This window comes from Pseudomonas sp. CC6-YY-74, assembly GCF_002025205.1.
GTDB lineage: Bacteria > Pseudomonadota > Gammaproteobacteria > Pseudomonadales > Pseudomonadaceae > Aquipseudomonas > Aquipseudomonas paeninsulae.
This window is the reverse complement of sequence record NZ_CP019947.1, coordinates 1777947-1797827: the sequence shown is the minus strand read 5'-3', so window position 1 is coordinate 1797827 and position 19881 is coordinate 1777947. Positions and strand designations below refer to the sequence as shown.

The window sequence follows — 19881 nt, the reverse complement described above, 5'->3', positions numbered from 1 at the left end:
TTCTTTCTGGAGCCAGCAACCATGATGCGTCCCGACGCCAAAGTCGAAAAAGTATATCTGTATCCCAAACCGGTGGATTTCCGAAAGTCCATTGACGGCCTAGCCGCCTTGGTCGAGTTGGATATCAAGGTGGCGGTGTTCGACCCGGTGTTATTCGTCTTCCTCAACAAGTCGCGCAATCGGGTGAAAATCCTGTACTGGGAGCGCAACGGCTTCTGTTTATGGCTCAAGCGCTTGGAAGCGGAGCGCTTCAAGTCGCACCCCGAGCCAGGCGAGGATGCCATCGTGCTGACGGCCCAGGAATTGAACTGGTTATTGGACGGTATCGACCTCTCGGCGTTTTGCAAGGTAGTTGTCGCGTCAGCCGTGTTTCTTATGCCGCTATTCTCAGTGCCGGTTGCAGTCTCTCTGGGTTGAGTGTGACAGCCCCGATAGGCTGCCAATTTCGAGTGTTGCCTGACCAGCGATGCGGGTGCTGATGGCGGGCTTGCTGGTACAGCGCGTGGCGCTTGGCCAGCACCTCTTGATCCTCGCCGCGATGACGCTGTGCCGGGGTTACGAAGCGGATACGGCTGTGGCGGTGCTCATGGTTGTACCAGCGGATAAAGTCGCGCACCCAGCTGCGTGCTGCATCCAAATCTGTAAAGCCATCCTTGGGCCATTGCGGGCAGTATTTCAGGGTTCGAAACAGCGATTCCGAGTAGGGATTGTCGTTGCTTACTCGGGGTCGTCCACGCGATGGAGTGATGCCGAGATCGTAGAGTTTACTCAGCAGCGCCACCGATTTCATCGGCGCACCGTTGTCCGAGTGCAGCACCAAGGGCTGACCCACGCAGCGCTCGGCCAGCACGGTGCGCTGCATCAGTTCGGCCGCCAGTTTGCCGCTTTCTTGCTCGTAAACCTCCCAGCCCACGCCCTTGCGGCTGTAGATATCCTCGATCAAATACAGGTAGTAATACTTTCCGCGCACCGGCGATGGCAGGTAGGTGATGTCCCATGACCAGACCTGATTGCTCTTCGTTGCACTGTGCGTGGTCGGCGCCGCGTGCTTGTGCGGCGCATGGCTGCGACCGCCGCGGCGATGTTGCTGATTGGCGGCCTTGAGGACGCGGTAGAAGGTCGCCTCTGAGGCCAGGTAACGGCCTTGATCGGCCAGCCGTGGCACGATCTGGCTAGGCGGCAAGCTGGCGAATGGCGCGCTGTTGCACACTGCCAGGATGGTGCAGCGCTCGTCCTCACTCAGGGCGTTCGGCGGCTGTGGCCGTACCGTGGTGGTGCGCACATCGGCCAGCATCACCGGCGTCAGCGCCCAGCGTTGCAGGCTGCGCAGCGACAGTCCGATCTCTGCGCAGGCCACCGCCTTGCGCGCACCAGAAGCGACGGCATGGTTAAACCGTTCAACGAGTTGTTGCCGTTCTGGCAGCGAGGTCAAACGTCCTCGTTGTCGTTTCCCCAGAAGGCATTCATCTTTTTTCGCAGCACCAAGATCGCGGCGGTTTCAGCCAGTGCCTTGTCTTTGCGCCGCAGCTCGCGCTCCAGTGCGGCTATGCGCTTCTTGTCGGCACGCGCCTGATCCCGATCGGCTTGACGCTGCGCTTGGGCCGACAGCTGGCCACTGATGCAGGCTTGGCGCCATGCGCTGATTTGCTCAGGGTACAAACCCTTGCTGCGACAGTATTCGCTGAGCTCGATCTCGCTCAAGGTGGCCGCATGCAGCACCGCCGCGAACTTGGCTTCAGCGGGCCAGTTATCGGCTTTGGTTTTGTCTCCAGGCACTACTGCGCCTCCTGCTTTGAGCTTGGTACGCCAAGCATACAGCGTCGCTTCGGGGACGCTTTCTTGGCGCGCGAGCTCAGCTACGGAGTGGTTTAGTGGCGGGAGTAACTTGTTCAGCAGGGCAGCTTTACGCTCAGGTGAATAGCTCGACATTGCAGCTCTCTTTGACGCCCCCAATCTATCGTTTTGATAAATCCACTGAGGCGACAACTAGCCTGACACCGGGGGCTCTGGCGCAACCGTCCACATCAGGTGTTGACTCCGCGTTTCGTCACCTGAGTCGGTATAATCCACGGCATGATTTCCATGTCCGAAACCCTTCCCGATGATCCTGTTGCCCTCAAGCAACTCCTGCGTGCATTGGTCGAGGAAAAGGACGGGCAAATCGAGCGACTGCGTGAACAAAGCGCGCTGCTGATCCAACGCCTATTCGCCCGCAAATCCGAACAAACCGTTGATCCGGATTCGCCGCAACTGGCCACGTTCAACGAAGCCGAAAACCTGGCCGAGCCTGCGCCAGAGGTGATCGTCGAGGAAGACGTCGTGGCGCCGCTCAAGCGTCGCGGCAAGCGCAAACCACTGCCGGCCGAACTGCCACGTGTCGAAATCGTCCACGAATTGCCCGAGCACGAGCTGACCTGCGCGTGCGGTTGCCGCAAGCAGGTGATCGGCGAACAAACCAGCGAACAGCTGGAGATCATCCCGATGCAGATCCGGGTGATTCGGCACATCCGCAAGACTTACGCCTGCACAGGCTGCGAAAGCGCCCCGGTCACTGCCGACAAGCCGGCCCAGCTGATCGAAAAAAGCCTGGCCAGTCCCAGCGTGTTGGCCGTGCTGCTGAACACCAAGTATGTCGATAGCCTGCCGCTGCACCGCTTCGAAAAGGTGCTGACGCGCCACGGCATCGATATTTCCCGCCAGACCCTGGCGCGCTGGGTGATCCAGTGCGGCGAACAGCTGCAACCGCTGCTCAACTTGCTGCGCGACCGACTGCTGGACAGCCCGGTGATCCACTGCGATGAAACCCGCGTGCAGGTGCTCAAAGAACCGGGCCGAGACCCCGGTAGCCAATCCTGGATGTGGGTGCAGACCGGCGGCCCGCCGGACAAACCGGTGATTCTTTTTGACTACTCAACCAGCCGCGCGCAGGAGGTGCCACTGCGTCTTCTGCAAGACTATCGCGGCTATTTGATGACCGACGACTACGCCGGTTACAACGCCGTGGCCGCCCAAGAAGGCGTCGAACGCCTGGCCTGCTGGGCGCATGCGCAGCGCAAATTCGTCGAGGCGCAGAAGGTGCAGCCGAAGGGCAAGACTGGGCGCGCCGATATCGCGCTGGGGATGATCAACAAACCCTACGGGATCGAGCGCGACCTCAAAGAGGCCAGCGCTGAACAGCGCCTGCAAGGTCGCCAGCAGCACAGCCTGCCTCTCCTGGCTCAACTCAAGGCCTGGCTGGAGAAAACCCAGCCGCAGGTCACCGCGCAGAATGCCCTAGGCAAAGCCGTGAACTACCTGGCCAGCAACTGGAGCCGCTTGGTGCGCTACGGCGAAGGCGGCAACCTGCCGATCGACAACAACGCCGCCGAGCGGGCCATCCGGCCCTTCGTCATCGGCCGTAAGAACTGGCTGTTCAGCGACACGCCTAAAGGCGCGACCGCCAGCGCTCAGCTCTACAGCCTGGTGGAAACCGCCAAGGCCAATGGCCAGGAGCCTTATGCCTACTTGCGCCATATCCTCGAGCGCCTACCTCAGGTCAATCGCGTCGAAGGCTACGAAGCGCTGCTACCTTGGAACTGCACACCTGCAATCGCATCCTGACAGCCAAACTCCATCATAAAAAGACGGGGTTTATGGAGCGGTTGCGGATCGAACACCGCCACCTTGATATCCAACTCGACCAAAGCCGCCAGGCCGTCAATGGATTTTCGAAAGTCGACTGGCTTGGGATAGAGGTAACTTTTTCGACCTTGGCGTCGGGACGCATCATGGCAGCTGGCTCCAGAAAGAAATCGGGAGCACAGCATCAGAGGATATTCAGGCCAGTTGAAGGTGACTTGGCGGGACGCTTAGTGCGCCAGTTAAAGCTGGCGGAGGATAGTCGATGAAAGTTCGATACTGGTAAGAAATGGCGAATCAACCAGACCCCGAGTCATGCATGTTGCACCGTGAGGTGCAGGGTGAAGCGTTGACAGGGGAAACCGATGGGCCAGCCATTGAGCCGCGTAATCACAAGTTCGGGATGCCGATGCTGTTAAGCGAAGCAGAAGGCAACACGGAGCATGGCGTTTTACGCCAGTCATGCTCTGATCCCGCGCGGTCGGAGACCCTGTGCACGTCGGGAAGTCCTTCGCACAGAAACTGGGAGATCTCAGCGGTGCCCGGTGCGCAAGCACCGGGCGGAGCAGGAAAGGCCAAAAGCCGTAACCCTGCTGTCCACGTCGCTGAGAAGTCGGATACGTCCGTAGTACCTGAGAAGCCATCGAACAAAGGGTTTGCCCCGGCGGAGATAGTGGAGGAAAGGGACGTAGCCAAGGGAAACACCGAGAAGAACCCCGCGCCCCGGACACTGAGCCGGATCAGTTGCACGTCGATGGGACTTGAAGGTGTACGTGAAGCAGCCCGAAGGAATAAGGGCATGCAGTTCACGGCATTGCTGCACCACATTACACCGCCTGAACTCAGGACTTGAATGGCTTTCCCGCATTCAGGCGTGTATTACCTTCCAACCTTTTTGAGTATGCCGCGACTAGTAAGCCAATTTTGGCGGGTGTGGCGGGTTATGCTGCCGACTTTATTGGTCGTGAGGTAAGCAACGTGGCAGCCGTTCTAAGCTGGGAGAGCCAGGAGCATGAATTGCTCGCGCTATATGACTGGATACTGTCCAATTCTGCTTCGACTCGAATCAGTGCCGTGTGATGCAGAAACGAATTCTGTTACTTACTTTTTTCTATCCGCCGGATCTCTCTGCCGGTTCCTTTCGCGCTGTGGCGCTGATGAAAGCGTTGCGCGCGCAGGCATCAGGCGATGTGCAAATTGATCTGCTGACGACACAGCCCAATCGTTATAAATCCTTCGCTCGGGATGCTCTGGATTGCGAAGAGCATGAAGGCTTGAGTATCCATCGGGTGCAGTTGCCGGAGCACCAGGGAGGGCTGCGGGGCCAGGCTTGGTCTTTTCTGTGTTTCGCTTGGGCAGTCTGCCGATTTATTCGAGGCCAACAGTACGATCTGGTTTACGCGACCTCGTCCCGTTTGATGACCGCGCTATTGGGCGCACTGGTTGCTGCCGCTAAAGGTGCGCGGCTGTATCTGGATATCCGCGATATCTTCGTGGAGAACCTGCAGGCGGTGTTCAACTCTGCTGCTTGGCGCCCAGGTATCTGGCTGTTCGAGGTTTTGGAGAGCTGGACGATAGGGCGTGCTGACAGGGTCAACCTAGTCTCCCCTGGCTTCCTTCCTTATTTCCAGTCCCGCTACCCTGGTGCTCGGTTTTCCGCCTTCTCCAATGGGGTGGATGGCGTGTTTGTCCGGCAGTTTTCGGATTCCCGGGGAGGCAGCGCTCGTGGCGAGCCTTTGCGGGTTGTCTATGCGGGAAATATCGGTGATGGCCAGAGTTTGCATAGCATCTTGCCGGCGCTGGCTGAGCAACTGGTGGGGCGGGCTCGGTTCCAGGTTATTGGTGACGGCAGCCGTTCTGATGAGTTGCGCAAGGCTTTGGCGCAGCGCCAGATCGAGAATGTCGAGTTGCTGAAGCCGGTCCCGCGCAAAGAGCTTCAGAGTATTTATGAGCGCGCCGATGTGCTCTTCCTGCATCTGAATGATTTGCCTGCCTTCAAGCGCGTGTTGCCGTCCAAACTCTTCGAATATGCCGCCACCGGCAAGCCGATCTGGGCCGGTGTCGGTGGTTATGCGGCCGGGTTTGTTAATCGCGAGATAGCTAATGCTGCAGTATTCCCACCTTGCGATGCCACACGGGCCGTGCAGTGTTTCGAGCAATTGAGCATAGGTTGTGTCGATCGAAGTGTCTTTGCTGAGAATTATGCCCGCGAGCGCATCATGCGCGAGATGGCGCAGGACGTGCTTGAACTGCTGGAGCCTGCCTGATGCGAGTACTACTTACCGGTCCCAGTGGGTTTGTCGGCCGGGCTTTGTTGAAGCGCTTGTGCGATGCGCAGGGCATCACACCCGTTGCCAGGCTTCGGCGTGCAGATGCACTGGGCGGGCTTGGTCGTGCCTGCGAGTGTCTCTTGCTGGGTGATTTTGCTGTAATGTCTACGGCGGCCAGTGTGTTGGCCCTTAGGCAGGCTATGCAGACGTTATGGGATTATCCGACGCAGCCTGAGGCGATGGGCAGGCGTGCAGCGCTGCGCGCTGATGCATTGTTTTCTGCCGAAGCGATGGTGGCCAGCTATGCGGGCCTATATCGCAGTTTGTTGTAAGTTATGCGATGACGGATGCCCATAAATATTGCGAGCTGCAAGGACTTGTATTGCATGGTGTTGCCGGCACAATGCGCCCCTTGCGAAACCCTCTGCTATGCGAGTGGCGTTACGTTTGAGCAATCGAGTTTTTGACAAAAATGGATCTACAGTGATCGAGCAAACAAACCCGAGCCACGCCGATAATGACGATGAAATCGATCTTGTTGAGCTGTTCTACGGTCTGTCGACGCAAAAATGGCTAATAGTCCTGATTACCTTGGTGTTCGCTGTGGGGGCAGCTTCGTATGCCTTTTTCAGCAAGCCTGTTTATGAGGCGCGCGTCGCTGTGCTGCCACCTTCTCTCAGCGACATTGCTGGTTTCAGCCTGGGGCGAACGGGTGAGAACACAGATGGAAATGATCTGAAGCCATTTTTGGTTAGCGATGTATATGCGGTTTTTAGCCGCAATCTGCAGTCCGAGAAGTCTCTGCGTCATTTTTTTAGGGAAGTCTATTTGCCGTCCCTGAGTGAAGCGCAGCGCTCCGGCTCTCAGGATGGTCTTTATAAAGGGCGGCGGCAAAAGCTGAGTGCAACACCTGACCTTTCCGGTACGGTGCTGCCCCTATGTCTTATTCCGAACTCAGCGTTGAAGAGCGCGCCACCATTCAAATCGGTCATGCCCAAGACTTCAGCCTGCGTAGGATTGCCTGCTTGATCAACCGATCCCCTTCGACCATCAGCCGGGAGCTGCGCCGTAATCGAGGCGCCTGTGGCGGCTATTCGGCCCTCGTGGCCCAGCAGCAGATGCAGATCCGCCGCCAGGTTTGTCGACCGATGCGAAAGCTGTTGCCGGGTAGCGAGCGCTTCGCGTTGGTGGCTCATATGCTGCGTGAGCGTTTGTCCCCCGAGCAGATTGCCGGCAAGCTGCGCAGCATGAACATTCCCAGCCTCCGAGATGCCTACGTCTGTCGCGAGACGATCTATAACGCGATCTATGCCTTGCCAGTCGGCGAACTGCGTAAGGAGCTGATTATCTGTCTGCGCCAAAGCAAGGCGACGCGCAGGCCGCGCTCTGGCGGCGTGGATCGGCGCGGCCAGATCCCGGAGATGGTCAGCATTCATGTGCGCCCGCCGGAGATTGAAGACCGTCTGATGCCGGGGCATTGGGAAGGCGATCTGATCAAGGGCAAGGCCAACGCCTCGTCTGTAGGCACGCTGGTGGAGCGCACCAGTGGCTACCTGATGCTGGTGAAGATGAATGACGCGACGGCAACCTCGGCGATGGAGGGATTCAGTGCAGCGCTCAATGGCATGCCGCTGGCGATGCGCAAGAGCATGACCTACGACCAAGGCAGGGAGATGGCTCGACACGCTGAGATCACCCAGAAAACCGGTGTAGCGATCTTCTTCTGCGACCCGCACAGCCCTTGGCAGCGCGGAAGTAACGAAAACATCAATGGTCTGATCCGCCAGTACCTGCCCAAAGGCACAGACTTGTCGGTACACAGCCAGGAAGAACTGGATGCCATCGCCCTGCAACTGAACATGCGCCCACGTAAGCGCTTTGACTTCAAATGCCCAATCGAAGTTATGGGTAAGGTGATGCAGGAAGCCATGGCTATGCGGCATGATGCTCCAGCGTCAATTCAATAACCGTGTTGCACTCAGCTCCTGCAACCGCCAAGCGTTTAGTGGAAAATTCAGCGTCAAGGCGCCGGATAAAAACCAGCCCGACCGCTATTCCATCGTTGTCGAGCACTACAATCCTGAATTAGCGTCAACTTGGGCGAAGCAATATATCGATTAGGTGGCTGAGCGATCATTGGATGAAATGCTGCAGAATTCGGAGCGCGAACTTGCGGTGCAGGCTCGCAATATCGAACAGCAAATCAAGTCTGAGCGTGCTAGCGCCAAAGCTCGCCAAGATGACCGCACCAAGCAATTGCAAGAGGCATTAACGGTTGCGGAGGCAATAGGTCTAGATAACCCTCCGGTTATAACCGGGCGAGTTTCAAATGACAGCGAGCTTTCCGCCTTTATGGATGGCAGCTTGATGTACATGCGTGGTGCCAAGGCTTTGCGCGCTGAAATGCAAGTGTTGTTGGCGCGTACATCCGATGATCCGTTCATCCCAGAGCTGCGTAACCTGGAAGCGCGATATCAGTCATTCGCGGGTGTGAGTCTTGATCCGACCAATGTCGCGGTCTTCCGGCAAGACGGAGATGTCGACGTGCCGGATCAGCCCATCAAGCCGAAAAAACCCCTGATAGTGGCATTGGGTGTGGTGCTGGGCGGTATGCTCGGCGTATTTATCGCGTTGATTCGCCTGATGCTAAGAAAGCGCTCCACCAAGGCCTGATCGTTACCGCAAGCGATAGCTGAGGACATCCTCCTCACAGCGCCAAAGACGGTGTGACCGGCACCTGCCATGTATGCAGGAGCGGGCGTAGGAGCGGCTTCGGCCGCGAAGTTCTTGGGACTCACAAGCGGCCTCGGCCGCAGCAATGGGCCGCACCGGCAAGGCTTAATCTGCCGGCCATCGTTAATGGACTAACAGAGATTAATCACATGGACTACCCCGACATCCTCCACCATGGCGCCAAAGACGGCGTAACCGGCTCCTGCCATCAACTGCTGATGGACGCCCAGCACAGTCTGCTGATCGACTGCGGCTTGTTCCAAGGTGCGGAAACCTCGGCCGAAGGCAAGTCCGCTTCTGACCGCTTGGCCATCGAGTTTCCCATGGATACGATCAAGGCCTTGGTCGCTACCCATGTGCACATCGATCATGTCGGGCGTATTCCCTATCTGTTGGCTGCTGGTTTCAAGGGCCCGATCCTCTGCAGCGAGCCCTCGGCCAAGCTGCTGCCCATCGTGCTCGAAGATGCCTTCAAGCTTGGCTTCAGTCGTGATCAAAAGCAGGTCGAGCGTTACATCAAGTTGATCGAGCAGCGCATCATCGCCTTGCCCTACAAGACCTGGTTCACCCTGCAGGACACTGAGAGCCTGGTCTGTCGTATCCGTTTGCAGCGCGCTGGGCATATTCTCGGCTCGGCCTATGTCGAGATCGATCTGCATTACCCTGAGTCCGGCGAGAAGAAGCGCATCGTCTTCTCCGGCGACCTAGGTGCACCGCATGCGCCGTTGCTGCCGGCGCCCAAAGCGCCATACCGTGCCGACATCCTGGTAATCGAAAGCACCTACGGCGACCGTCTGCACGAAGACCGCCGCACTCGTCGTCAGCGCCTGGAAAGCGTCATCGAACAAGCCCTGGCCAACAACGGCACGGTGCTGATCCCCGCCTTCAGCATCGGTCGCACCCAGGAATTGCTCTACGAACTGGAAGACATCATCCACAGCAAAAAACTCAATGCCGGTGGCAAGGGACAAGGGAGCAGAGCCGTTCTTAAGCTTCCTGTCACGTCGGGGCGGAAGGCCGGGGTGAGGGGGAAAGATGGCAGCGACGGCAAAGTCGAAATCGACTGGCCGACATTACCGATCATCCTCGACTCGCCCCTGGCCAGCCGTTTCACCCGGGTCTACCGCGAGCTGAAACCCTTCTGGGACAACGAGGCGCTGCAGCGTGTAAAACAAGGCCGTAACCCGCTGGGTTTCGAGCAGCTGCTGACCGTCGACAGCCATCAGGCCCATCTGGCCATGGTGCGCCACCTGACAGCTACCGCTCGTCCGGCCATTGTCATCGCAGGGAACGGTATGTGCAGCAGCGGTCGAATTGTCAATTACCTGAAAGCCATGCTCCACGATCCTCGACACGACGTACTCTTCATCGGTTACCAGGCGCAAGGTACGCCCGGTCGAGCCATCCAGATGTATGGTGAGCGTGGTGGCTACGTGGATTTAGATGGGGAACGTTACAAAATTGGCTCAAAAATCAATACCATAGGAGGCTATTCGGCCCATGCGGATCAGAAAGGTCTGTTGGGCTTCGTCACACGCATGCGCAACTGGCCCAGCCAGGTGCGCATCGTTCATGGCGAAACCAGCGCCAAGCGCGAGCTCGGCGAACGCCTCAAGGCGCTCTATAGGCAGGCCCAGCGTGAGGTGGAGCTGTTAATCCCCAGTGGTGATAGCGATGCTTGATTGTAGGAGTCGGCTTTAGCTGCGAAGCCCTTGTTAGCGGTGAAGCATCGCGGCTAACACGAAACGCCGCTCAGCCGCACCTACAGGAGGTTACGTTTCAAGGCCCTCCCACCATGGGGGCAGAATGAATTTATACAGGCCTCCACCTAACCACCACCTGGCGATACATATAAATGTGGCTTCAACAGCCAATAAACCTTCCTATCCATCCTAGCGGCAGGCTAGCTCGGAACAGGTCCAGCACCCGGCCCATCCAAGCCAGCTGCAAACAGGAGTGAACTGTCGGTCTGCAGATGCTGCGCCGATTGGCTTGATACCCATATGAATGTAAGTGCCACAACTACCCCTTGCATCGCAGGTACGGCCCCGGCCTGGTACCTCGTGCATTGCAAGCCCCGCCAGGATGCGCGTGCAGAAGAAAACCTGTTGCGCCAGGGCTACACCTGCTATCGGCCGCAGCACAGCTGCGAGCGAATAGTGCGTGGCTGTCGGCAAACCATCACCGAATCGCTGTTCCCCGGTTATCTATTCATTCAGCTGGCCACCGATGCCAACTGGGCACCCCTGCGCTCGACCCGTGGGGTCAGTCGCATCGTAGGTTTCGGCGGCATGCCGCTGCGGCTTGATGACAGCTTGATCGAACACCTGCAACAACACACGACAGCACCCGTTAAACCGGCCCTCGAAGCTGGCGATAGCGTACGCATCACCGAAGGCGGCTTTGCCAAACTGGATGCCATCTTCGTGGCCATGGACGGCGAGCAGCGCGTGATCCTGCTGCTCAGTATGCTCAACCGTCAACACCAGATCAGCATGCCGTTGGTGAGCATCGTCAAGAATTGAATAAGTCTCGGCATGGGCCGAGATCAAGGTTTCACCCTGGCAATGCCAGTAAAATTTGCAGATTGCGACGTTCTCAGGAAACCAACGGTAAATCCTGGGGCGGTAGCGTGTCTGAGATCAAACAACATTCAGGCACGTGCAGCACCCGCCCTTGTAGGAAATCCGTCGGTGCGATGTTTTTGATTTGTTGATCGCTTATTTTCATTTTCAGTCCGCGTCCCAATTGAAAAAAATAATTCGGTATTTACAATCAACTATTTGGACACCCTCCATGCTCAATTTGGAAGACATCAAACTCGCTATCATTGGTCTTGGCTATGTTGGGCTGCCGCTTGCGGTGGAGTTCGGCAAACATCGTTCCGTGGTAGGGTTCGACATCAACCAGCAACGTATCGCCGCCCTCAAGGCTGGCCATGACGCCACCCTGGAAGTCAGCGACGAAGAGTTGACGCACTCTGTCCACCTCAGATACAGCGCCGACATTGACGACCTGAAAGCCTGCAATACATACATTGTTACCGTGCCGACTCCTATCGATGCGCACAAGAAGCCCGATCTCACCCCTCTTATCAAGGCCTCGCAAACCATCGGCAAGGCTCTAAAGAAGGGCGACATCGTCATCTACGAGTCGACCGTCTATCCCGGTGCCACGGAGGAAGATTGCGTGCCGGTACTGGAGGAGGTATCCGGTCTCAAGTTCAATGTCGACTTTTTCGCCGGCTACAGTCCCGAGCGCATCAATCCGGGGGACAAAGAGCACCGCGTAACCACCATCAAGAAGGTGACTTCCGGTTCCACACCGGCAATCGCCGAGCTGATCGATACCCTATACCGCCAAATCATCACTGCGGGGACGCACAAGGCCAGCAGTATTAAGGTAGCGGAAGCAGCCAAGGTCATCGAGAACACCCAGCGCGACCTGAATATCGCCCTGATAAATGAATTAGCGCTGATCTTCAACAGGATGGGCATCGACACCGAAGCGGTACTAGAGGCTGCGGGCACCAAGTGGAACTTCCTGCCGTTCCGCCCCGGCCTGGTTGGCGGCCACTGCATTGGCGTAGACCCCTACTACTTGACGCACAAGGCTGAAAGTATTGGCTACCACCCGGAAATCATCTTGGCAGGCCGTCGACTTAACGACAGCATGGGTGCCTATGTGGTGTCGCAACTGATCAAAGGCATGCTTAAGCGCCGCATCCATGTCGATGGCGCCCGCGTGTTGGTAATGGGCCTGACCTTCAAGGAAAACTGTCCTGATCTGCGCAACACCAAGGTTGTAGATATTGTTCGTGAACTCACCGATTACAACATCGCGGTCGATGTCTACGATCCCTGGGTCAGCGTTGAAGAGGCGCAGCATGAATACGGCATTACCCCTATTGCAGAACCTGCGGTCAATGCTTACGACGGCATCATTCTCGCTGTAGCCCACAATGAGTTCCGTGCCCTAGGGGTCGAGAACATTCGTAAACACGGTAAGGCCGAACACGTGCTATATGACCTCAAGTACCTGCTGAGTGCTGAAGAGTCCGACCTTCGACTGTAAAATACTGTGGCAAGCGTGACTCGCGATGGCAGGATTATAAAGCCCGACACTCAGCGGCGATCGACCTCCTTGATGAAAGCCGCGAACATACCAGCATGCTCCACTAATGCAGACTGAGCCCATGACACTCTACGAATCTTTGTTGCAAGAACTACCTACCACCCCGAAAACTTGGCTGATCACCGGAGTAGCCGGCTTTATAGGCTCCAACCTACTGGAGACCCTGCTCAAACTCGGGCAGCGTGTGGTTGGATTGGATAACTTTGCCACCGGTCACCAGCGTAATCTCGACGAGGTGCAATCCCTCGTTACCGCAGAGCAGTGGCAGCGCTTTTGTTTTATTGACGGTGACATTCGTAATCTGCACGCCTGCCAAGAGGCTTGTAAAGGTGTTGATTATGTTCTTCACCAGGCCGCTCTGGGCTCTGTTCCGCGTTCTATTGTTGACCCGATCACCACCAACGACACCAATATCAGCGGCTTTCTCAACATGCTGGTCGCGGCCCGCGATTCCGGGGTGCAAAGTTTCACCTACGCAGCTTCAAGCTCCACCTATGGTGATCACCCAGGCTTACCTAAGGTAGAAGATGTCATCGGAAAACCGCTGTCGCCGTATGCCGTGACCAAGTACGTCAATGAACTCTATGCTGACGTTTTTGCCAAAACCTACGATTTCAACACGATTGGTCTGCGCTATTTCAACGTATTTGGTAAACGCCAAGACCCAAGTGGTGCCTACGCTGCAGTCATTCCTAAATGGACCGCAGCCTTGATCAACGGCGAGGACGTATTCATTAATGGCGACGGCGAAACCAGCCGCGACTTCTGCTTTATCGACAACACTGTGCAGGCCAATTTATTGGCAGCGACCAGTGACAACCTGGCGGCGCGCAATCAGATATACAACGTGGCAGTAGGTGGGCGCACCGATCTTAATCAACTGTTTGCAGCCATCAAGAAAAGCCTAGCCAGCAACGGCATAAGTTATACCAAGACTCCGGTATATCGTGATTTTCGTTCCGGCGATGTGCGCCACTCACAGGCTAATGTTGGCAAGGCAGAACGTTTGCTGGGCTATGATCCGAGAATTGATATCAATAATGGTATTAGTCAGGCAATGCCTTGGTATATTTCTTTCTTTACAGCCGAAAAATAGTAGTTTGGGTTATATATTGCCATAAATTTAATGAAACCGATCACGGTTTTCGCCTGGGTGATGTGCCCACTCTTTGAGTGGTACTAAAAAAGCTAAAGGCTTCTGGGCTATAATTCATCGCGCTACACTCGAGAATGGCTTGCAGTAACGGTGGGCTTTTATATCAAAACTCATGGTTAAGTAAATGAAAGAATTATGCTATGAAAGCCCAGTTGGCCCTCAGTTTATATCGATAAAGTCGTTTGCATGAGGAAGCAGCTAGCTATTATATCGATACTCACGATAGCGTCGCAGCTGGCTGCATTCCTTAAGCTGTGGTTCACGGCACGTATCTTTGGAGTTGGTCCAGAAATGGATGGATACAGTCTATCTATTATCTTGCCGACTATGGTTGCGGGTGTTGCGGCTGGTGTTTTGCAAACTGGTCTTTTCCCTGTTCGAGCAAAGCTTAACGTTGCGGGTAACCACGCGGAAGTGTCTGCCTTCGAGCGCTCTGTTTTGCTGGGTATGGCAGGGCTCGGTGGTGTTGTTTCCCTCGTGTTGGTGTTGGGTTCACCCTTCGTGCTGGATGAGCTTGCGGCCTCTGCGCCCGCCTCGGTTCGCACCTCGCTAGCTTTTGCATTCCCCTTTGCTGCAACGTTAGTGATGCTTAACTTCATTGGCGACTCTTGTGGCTACCTCTTAGCCATGCGCAATCGTTTTGCAATTGCAGCAGCAGCTCCAGTGGCCAACGGCCTGCTCGGCGCATCTCTTCTGGCTGCTTGGCCCGAAGGTGGCTTGCTCAATCTAATTGGTGGCACGGTACTTGGCCTAGCGTTACAGGTTTCTATTTGCTTGTGGGGGTTAAAGTCAACGGGGTTTGCTTTTTTTGATGAGCTTCCATCTTGGGAGAAAACGAAGCAGCTTTGGTGGGAAATGCTTTCGCTTGGTGGCTGGATTCTACCAGGGGTTGTTTTCTCTAACCTTGTGGTGTCATTGCCACCGCTGTGGGCTACAAAGTATGGCGAGGGTGCCGTTTCGGCTTTTGGATATGCCTATCGCTTGCATTCCTCTGCTTTACAGCTCTTGGTTATAGCCAGCTCCACGGTGATACTTGCGCGTTTTTCCGACCTAGTCGCCCAAAATGATGTAGCAGCGGTGAGACGTATTCTGGTCAAGGCTGGGCTTGCTTCGGCAGTCATTGGTGTATTTGGGGTATTCATGGTATGGGCGCTGGGCGCTGTGAGTCTTGAGTGGTTATTTGGCGGGCGTTTTGACGCCGCTGCCGCTGCGCGTGTTTCTTCACACTGGTTGCTGCTGACATTAGGTTTGCCCTTTGCCATGGTGGGCAACGTTTTTGCCAAATTATGGCAGGCGCAAAAACGACCGCAGTTGATATCCATAATGGCGGGTATGAGCCTGTCTGCTTTGATGTTTTTTTACTGGGCGACAAAATATTCTTTTCAAGAACTTTCATTGCCAGCCTCAATATCGGTATCCGCTTTTTTGGTGGCGATGGTAGGGGTATGCTTTTTAAATGTAAAAAATAACAACTATTTTAAAATTTAAGGATTTATAAATGAGGACTCATCACGCTGTCGAAGTTCTATGTCCTGTATGTAAAGGTGATAAATATAAGTCGTTATTTAATACAAGGGATTATGTATTTTCCTGTACGGATCAGGTGTTTCGAGTAAATAGATGTTTAACCTGTGGCTGTGGCTATTTGAGTCCTCGTCCGGCTAAAGAAGATATTCCTGCATATTATCCTAAAGAATTTTATTGGTCGTGGGAAGGCGATGGCGATACTCTAGGTTGGGAATCTATTGTCAATAAGCGCGGCACTCAGCTTGTAGAGAAAGCTAAGTGGCTGGCCGATATAAAGCCAGGTAGATTGCTTGATATTGGAGCTCAAAAGGGCGAATTTTTATGGTATATGCAGGGGCGTGGTTGGGTGGTTGAGGGGGTGGAACTTGATTCATCTGTACCTAACCCTGCAAAAATGCCCATTTGCTATGGGGATTTTTTAGAAATGAAATTCCAAGAAGGTGTATATGATGTTATTACTTATTGGGCGGTCCTTGAACATGTATATGAGCCTAGATTGTTTATAGAAAAAGCGTCTCTGCTGCTCAAGCCAGGTGGTTTAATAATAGGTGTTGTTACAAATCTCAACTCTATACAGTCACGTTTCTATCAGGCGGATGACTACCCTCGGCATTTGACAATATTCACGAAGAATTCAGTGAAGAAATTATGCGGAGATTATGATCTTGAGATTGCTCGTATTCATACTGGCCAAGAGATTTTCGGTGGAAGCCTAAATGGTGGTTTGGTTTATATGTGCAAGAGGCTTTTTGGTTATTCCACTACTGAAGCCATGTCGGAATGGAAACAAATAAAAAATCCTGATTTATTTTGGTGTCAGTGGCGCGGGAAAGAGTCGTTTATGGTGAAGAACGTAAGCCGATTAGACCGTTTGCTTTCCTATCCAGTTGAAAAAGTGCTTGATAAATTAGGTTTCGGATTAACGCTCTCATTTTCGGCAAAAAAAGGTAATTGATGTTAAATCGGAGAATCCTCTACATAATCGGCTCACTTGAGGTCGGGGGGGCAGAGCGTCATGTGGCTCAAGTGGCCATGCGCCTCAAAGAGCGCGGCTGGGAGCCAGAGATTTTTGTGTTGATGCCTGGTGGGCCGCTGACGCATGTCCTGAACGATGCTGGAGTGACCATCCATGGAGTCACTCTTCCCGCATGGGTGTCTCGTGTCTTGAAAAACGATCGACTGCACGCACGTGTTGGGCTCGTGGTGACATCGTTCGCGCTCATCTGCAAGCTGTGGCTTCGACGTCCAGCAGTTGTGCACTTTTTCCTCCCTGCGGCATACGTCATTGGTGGGCTGGCGTCATTGTTTGCTAGGGTTCCTGCCCGAATCATGAGTCGAAGAAGCTTGCGAAACTATCAAGCTGCTCACCCTTTTTTTGCAAGGGTCGAGAGGTACCTGCACCCTAGAATGACGCTGGTATGTGGCAATTCAAATGCGGTAGTGAATGAGTTATTTGCAGAAGGGATAAGCGCTCAGCGTCTTCGGCTCACTTACAACGGAATTGATCTTGCACCATACAATACGCCTTTTGATCGTGGCGCAGCCCGTACCAAGGCAGGTTTGCCTGAGAACGCTTTGGTGTTCGTATTGGTCGCAAACCTAATTCCGTACAAGGGTCATGCTGACCTCATCAAAGCCTTGGCGAGAATAAAAAAAGCTCTTCCTGAGCCTTGGTTGGTGCTTTGCATTGGGCGTGACGACGGCATTGGCGCTGACCTTCAACAAGAAGCCGATTCCCTCGGTGTCGGTTCCAATATCCATTTTCTTGGCTCGCGGACAGATGTGCCAGGCTTCCTGCGGCTGGCCGATGTGGGCCTGCTCTGTTCTCACGAAGAGGGCTTCTCCAACGCAGTGCTTGAATGCATGGCTGCTGGACTGCCCATGGTGGTGACTAACGTCGGCGGCAACGCAGAAGCTGTACTTGATGGAGTCACGGGATATGTCGTCCCTGCCCACAATCCGGAACGGCTCGCCGATGCTTTGTTGCAAATTTCACTCGCCAATGACAGAGCTTCAATGGGTGAAAAAGGCAAGAGGCGAGCTGGGGAGCACTTTTCGATGATTTCCTGTATAGACGCATATGAAGCGTTGTACCACGAGACTGGGGCAGGGGTGCGCTGAAGTGGTTAGAAAGATTCTCTCGGTTCAGCTCCTGCAATCGCTCTGGCATGCTTTTTTGGAGAGCTTGTTTGCCTGCGTATGGGGAGTAACTCTTTGTCTGAGGGCGCCGAATAGACAATTTCTGTTCTTGACCTCTATATTGTTTATTTTCCTTGTTGCATTTGTTTTTTTGGGGGATTGGAGCACCAGTCCGCGTGTTTTATTTTGTCGATATACTGTGATTTCGCTGCTATCGGTTGGGGCCATTCATATGACCGGTGAGTTTTTTGAAAGGGTTGAAGTTTAATGTGTGGATTTACAGGTTATTTAGGACACGGGCACTGGTGCGAATCTGAGCAAGCGCCAAAGACATTAGCACTCATGGCGAACACAATAATTTCGCGCGGGCCAGATGATTTTGGTATATGGCAAGACGAGGTCGCGGGTATTGGGTTGGCTCATCGGCGTCTTTCTATAGTGGACTTGACGCCGGCAGGACACCAGCCGATGTTTTCTGTATCAGAGCGGTATGTAATTGCGTTCAACGGCGAAATTTACAACCATCTCGCTTTGCGCGCCGAGCTTGAGCGTACTGCTGCCAGGGTATCTTGGCGCGGACATTCTGATACCGAAACACTTTTAGCCGGTTTCGATGTGTGGGGTATTCAAAAGACGCTTGAGCGCGCCATTGGTATGTTTGCCTTTGCGGTGTGGGATAGGCAAACCAACACACTTATGCTTGCACGTGATCGTTTGGGTGAAAAACCGCTTTATTATGGTTGGATGAACGGCACTTTTTTATTTGGTTCTGAGTTAAAAGCATTAAAAGCCCACCCAGTTTGGAGTGGTGAAATTGATCGTGGTGCTTTATCACTATATATGCGCCATAACTACATCCCTGCGCCTTATTCAATTTACAAGGGGATTTCAAAGCTGCGGCCAGGTTGTCTGCTAACGATCTCCTTAAAACAGCGTGAACCAAGAATAGTGACTTATTGGTCTGGGGCTAAAGTAGCAGTAAAGGGCGTTGCCAATATTTTTACTGGTAGCGCAACTCAAGCAGTAGATGATCTGGAGACCTTACTGAAAGATGCGGTGCGCCAGCAGATGATGGCAGATGTGCCGTTGGGGGCTTTCCTGTCGGGTGGGGTGGATTCTTCTACGGTAGTTGCGCTGATGCAGGCGCAGTCATCGCGACCTGTGCAAACGTTCACCATTGGGTTTAACGAAGAGGGTTATAACGAGGCGGTGCATGCCAAGGCGGTGGCCAAACATTTGGGAACGGACCATACCGAGCTGTATGTTACGGCTGAGCAGGCTCTTGCAGTGATTCCGCGTTTGCCCACTTTGTACGACGAGCCTTTTTCAGACTCTTCGCAGATACCTACCTTTTTGGTATCGCAACTTGCCCGACAGCATGTCACGGTGTCTCTCTCTGGCGATGCAGGCGATGAGCTGTTTTGTGGCTACAACCGCTACCAGATGACGGCAAATCTCTGGAGCAAGTTGGCTACTGTGCCGCTGCCTTTGCGCAAACTGGCGGCAAGGTGGCTGACCAGCATTTCGCCTCAATCATGGGATAAGCTGGCTGGTGGTTTAGCTAGCTTAGTGCCGCGATCGGCCCGGCTTTCAAATGTTGGGGACAAACTTCATAAGGGCGCGGAGGTGTTGTCAAGCGAATCAGCCGATGCTTTGTATCTTGGCTTGGTTTCCCATTGGCATGACCCTGCATCGATAGTTATCGGTGGGCATGAGCCGGCTACCTTATTGACTGGTGATCTACCGGCTCTTGAAGGGCTTGATGATGTACAGCGTATGATGGCGCTGGATATGCTGAACTATCTTCCTGATGACATCTTGACTAAAGTGGACCGAGCTGCAATGGGGGTTTCGCTCGAAACGCGCGTGCCATTTCTCGATCATCGGGTTGTGGAGTTTGCGTGGAGTCTTCCACAATCTATGAAGTTACGCGACGGGCAAGCCAAGTGGGCGCTCCGGCAGGTATTGTATCGCCATGTGCCCAAAGCGCTTATCGAGAGACCCAAGATGGGCTTTGGCGTGCCGATTGATAGTTGGCTGCGCGGGCCGCTGCGAGAATGGGCAGAGAACCTGTTGAGCGAAACACGCCTCAAGCGCGAGGGCTTCTTCAACCCGGCGCCAATTCGGCAGAAGTGGGCCGAGCATCTGAGCGGGCAGCGCAACTGGCAATATCACCTCTGGGATGTGTTGATGTTTCAGGCGTGGTTCGATGAGCAGTCCGAAAGCTGAGTGACAGGCTGGCGTAGTTATAGAATAATTTAATAGAAACCCTTCCATGGTCAGGTCTTTATGTTGGGCGAAAAA

The 19881-nt window shown here is 54.5% G+C and carries 17 protein-coding genes; 16 read left to right on the top strand and 1 reads right to left on the bottom strand.

Going from position 1 to position 19881, the window contains the following annotated elements; translation table 11 throughout:
- Nucleotides 1-21: 21 nt before the first annotated feature.
- Nucleotides 22-417, top strand: a complete 396-nt coding sequence (tnpB, locus tag B2D37_RS23590) for an IS66 family insertion sequence element accessory protein TnpB (RefSeq protein WP_256573160.1) — start codon at nt 22-24, stop codon at nt 415-417.
- Here the strand turns inward: tnpB and B2D37_RS08325 are convergent.
- Nucleotides 374-1929 (bottom strand): IS3 family transposase gene (locus B2D37_RS08325; protein WP_154067063.1). Its coding sequence is split into 2 segments (ribosomal slippage): nt 374-1467 and nt 1467-1929, totalling 1557 coding nucleotides; the frame shifts between segments, so codons are not numbered across the junction. The two genes, tnpB and B2D37_RS08325, sit on opposite strands and share 44 nt — an antisense overlap.
- A 144-nt stretch (nt 1930-2073) precedes the next feature.
- On the opposite strand from B2D37_RS08325, the gene B2D37_RS08320 reads away from it, so the two are divergent.
- The 15 genes from B2D37_RS08320 (at nt 2074) to asnB (ending at nt 19806) form a co-directional block, all read left to right on the top strand.
- Nucleotides 2074-3600, top strand: a complete 1527-nt coding sequence (locus B2D37_RS08320; protein WP_079202260.1) for an IS66 family transposase — start codon at nt 2074-2076, stop codon at nt 3598-3600.
- Complete coding sequence (locus B2D37_RS23060) at nt 3570-3887, top strand: hypothetical protein (protein WP_154067062.1); 318 nt, start codon at nt 3570-3572, stop codon at nt 3885-3887. Before B2D37_RS08320 ends, B2D37_RS23060 begins: the two co-directional genes overlap by 31 nt.
- A gap of 810 nt (nt 3888-4697) precedes the next feature.
- Nucleotides 4698-5885 (top strand): glycosyltransferase family 4 protein, encoded by a 1188-nt coding sequence (locus B2D37_RS08300; protein WP_079202258.1) that lies wholly within the window; start codon nt 4698-4700, stop codon nt 5883-5885.
- Nucleotides 5885-6220, top strand: a complete 336-nt coding sequence (locus B2D37_RS08295; protein ID WP_079202257.1) for a glycosyltransferase — start codon at nt 5885-5887, stop codon at nt 6218-6220. The genes B2D37_RS08300 and B2D37_RS08295 overlap by 1 nt, the downstream gene beginning before the upstream one ends.
- A gap of 151 nt (nt 6221-6371) precedes the next feature.
- The gene (locus B2D37_RS08290) at nt 6372-6917 is read left to right on the top strand and encodes a Wzz/FepE/Etk N-terminal domain-containing protein (RefSeq protein ID WP_256573159.1); all 546 of its coding nucleotides are present in this window, start codon (nt 6372-6374) and stop codon (nt 6915-6917) included.
- Nucleotides 6827-7855, top strand: coding sequence for an IS30 family transposase (locus B2D37_RS08285; RefSeq protein ID WP_079202256.1), 1029 nt, complete (start codon nt 6827-6829; stop codon nt 7853-7855). Before B2D37_RS08290 ends, B2D37_RS08285 begins: the two co-directional genes overlap by 91 nt.
- Before the next feature lie 178 nt (nt 7856-8033).
- Nucleotides 8034-8561 carry a GNVR domain-containing protein gene (locus B2D37_RS08280; RefSeq protein WP_079202255.1) on the top strand — a complete coding sequence of 176 codons (528 nt, stop codon included), beginning with the start codon at nt 8034-8036 and terminating at the stop codon, nt 8559-8561.
- A gap of 209 nt (nt 8562-8770) precedes the next feature.
- Complete coding sequence (locus B2D37_RS08275) at nt 8771-10303, top strand: MBL fold metallo-hydrolase RNA specificity domain-containing protein (RefSeq protein WP_079202254.1); 1533 nt, start codon at nt 8771-8773, stop codon at nt 10301-10303.
- A 321-nt stretch (nt 10304-10624) separates the two neighbouring features.
- Nucleotides 10625-11146, top strand: a complete 522-nt coding sequence (gene rfaH, locus B2D37_RS08270) for a transcription/translation regulatory transformer protein RfaH (protein WP_177345197.1) — start codon at nt 10625-10627, stop codon at nt 11144-11146.
- A 271-nt stretch (nt 11147-11417) separates the two neighbouring features.
- Nucleotides 11418-12695 (top strand): Vi polysaccharide biosynthesis UDP-N-acetylglucosamine C-6 dehydrogenase TviB, encoded by a 1278-nt coding sequence (tviB, locus tag B2D37_RS08265; protein ID WP_079202253.1) that lies wholly within the window; start codon nt 11418-11420, stop codon nt 12693-12695.
- A 121-nt stretch (nt 12696-12816) separates the two neighbouring features.
- Nucleotides 12817-13851, top strand: a complete 1035-nt coding sequence (locus B2D37_RS08260) for an NAD-dependent epimerase/dehydratase family protein (RefSeq protein ID WP_079202252.1) — start codon at nt 12817-12819, stop codon at nt 13849-13851.
- Between the two features lie 246 nt (nt 13852-14097).
- Entirely contained in the window at nt 14098-15399 is a 1302-nt protein-coding gene (locus B2D37_RS08255) for a lipid II flippase MurJ (protein ID WP_079202251.1), read from the top strand.
- Nucleotides 15400-15409: 10 nt separating this feature from the next.
- On the top strand, nt 15410-16393 hold the full coding sequence (locus B2D37_RS08250) for a bifunctional 2-polyprenyl-6-hydroxyphenol methylase/3-demethylubiquinol 3-O-methyltransferase UbiG (RefSeq protein WP_079202250.1): 984 nt from the start codon (nt 15410-15412) through the stop codon (nt 16391-16393).
- Complete coding sequence (locus B2D37_RS08245; protein WP_079202249.1) at nt 16393-17559, top strand: glycosyltransferase; 1167 nt, start codon at nt 16393-16395, stop codon at nt 17557-17559. The genes B2D37_RS08250 and B2D37_RS08245 overlap by 1 nt, the downstream gene beginning before the upstream one ends.
- Nucleotides 17560-17844: 285 nt before the next feature.
- Entirely contained in the window at nt 17845-19806 is a 1962-nt protein-coding gene (gene asnB, locus B2D37_RS08240; RefSeq protein WP_079202248.1) for an asparagine synthase (glutamine-hydrolyzing), read from the top strand.
- The last annotated feature ends 75 nt before the right edge of the window (nt 19807-19881 follow it).

Coding starts and splice junctions, on each gene's coding strand:
- tviB (WP_079202253.1), top strand. CDS start 11,418: ATGCTCAATTTGGAAGACATCAAACTCGCTATCATTGGTCTTGGCTAT.
- rfaH (WP_177345197.1), top strand. CDS start 10,625: ATGAATGTAAGTGCCACAACTACCCCTTGCATCGCAGGTACGGCCCCG.
- B2D37_RS08320 (WP_079202260.1), top strand. CDS start 2,074: ATGATTTCCATGTCCGAAACCCTTCCCGATGATCCTGTTGCCCTCAAG.
- B2D37_RS08285 (WP_079202256.1), top strand. CDS start 6,827: ATGTCTTATTCCGAACTCAGCGTTGAAGAGCGCGCCACCATTCAAATC.
- B2D37_RS08275 (WP_079202254.1), top strand. CDS start 8,771: ATGGACTACCCCGACATCCTCCACCATGGCGCCAAAGACGGCGTAACC.
- B2D37_RS08280 (WP_079202255.1), top strand. CDS start 8,034: ATGCTGCAGAATTCGGAGCGCGAACTTGCGGTGCAGGCTCGCAATATC.
- B2D37_RS08295 (WP_079202257.1), top strand. CDS start 5,885: ATGCGAGTACTACTTACCGGTCCCAGTGGGTTTGTCGGCCGGGCTTTG.
- tnpB (WP_256573160.1), top strand. CDS start 22: ATGATGCGTCCCGACGCCAAAGTCGAAAAAGTATATCTGTATCCCAAA.
- B2D37_RS08260 (WP_079202252.1), top strand. CDS start 12,817: ATGACACTCTACGAATCTTTGTTGCAAGAACTACCTACCACCCCGAAA.
- asnB (WP_079202248.1), top strand. CDS start 17,845: ATGTGTGGATTTACAGGTTATTTAGGACACGGGCACTGGTGCGAATCT.
- B2D37_RS08250 (WP_079202250.1), top strand. CDS start 15,410: ATGAGGACTCATCACGCTGTCGAAGTTCTATGTCCTGTATGTAAAGGT.
- B2D37_RS08245 (WP_079202249.1), top strand. CDS start 16,393: ATGTTAAATCGGAGAATCCTCTACATAATCGGCTCACTTGAGGTCGGG.
- B2D37_RS08255 (WP_079202251.1), top strand. CDS start 14,098: ATGAGGAAGCAGCTAGCTATTATATCGATACTCACGATAGCGTCGCAG.
- B2D37_RS08300 (WP_079202258.1), top strand. CDS start 4,698: ATGCAGAAACGAATTCTGTTACTTACTTTTTTCTATCCGCCGGATCTC.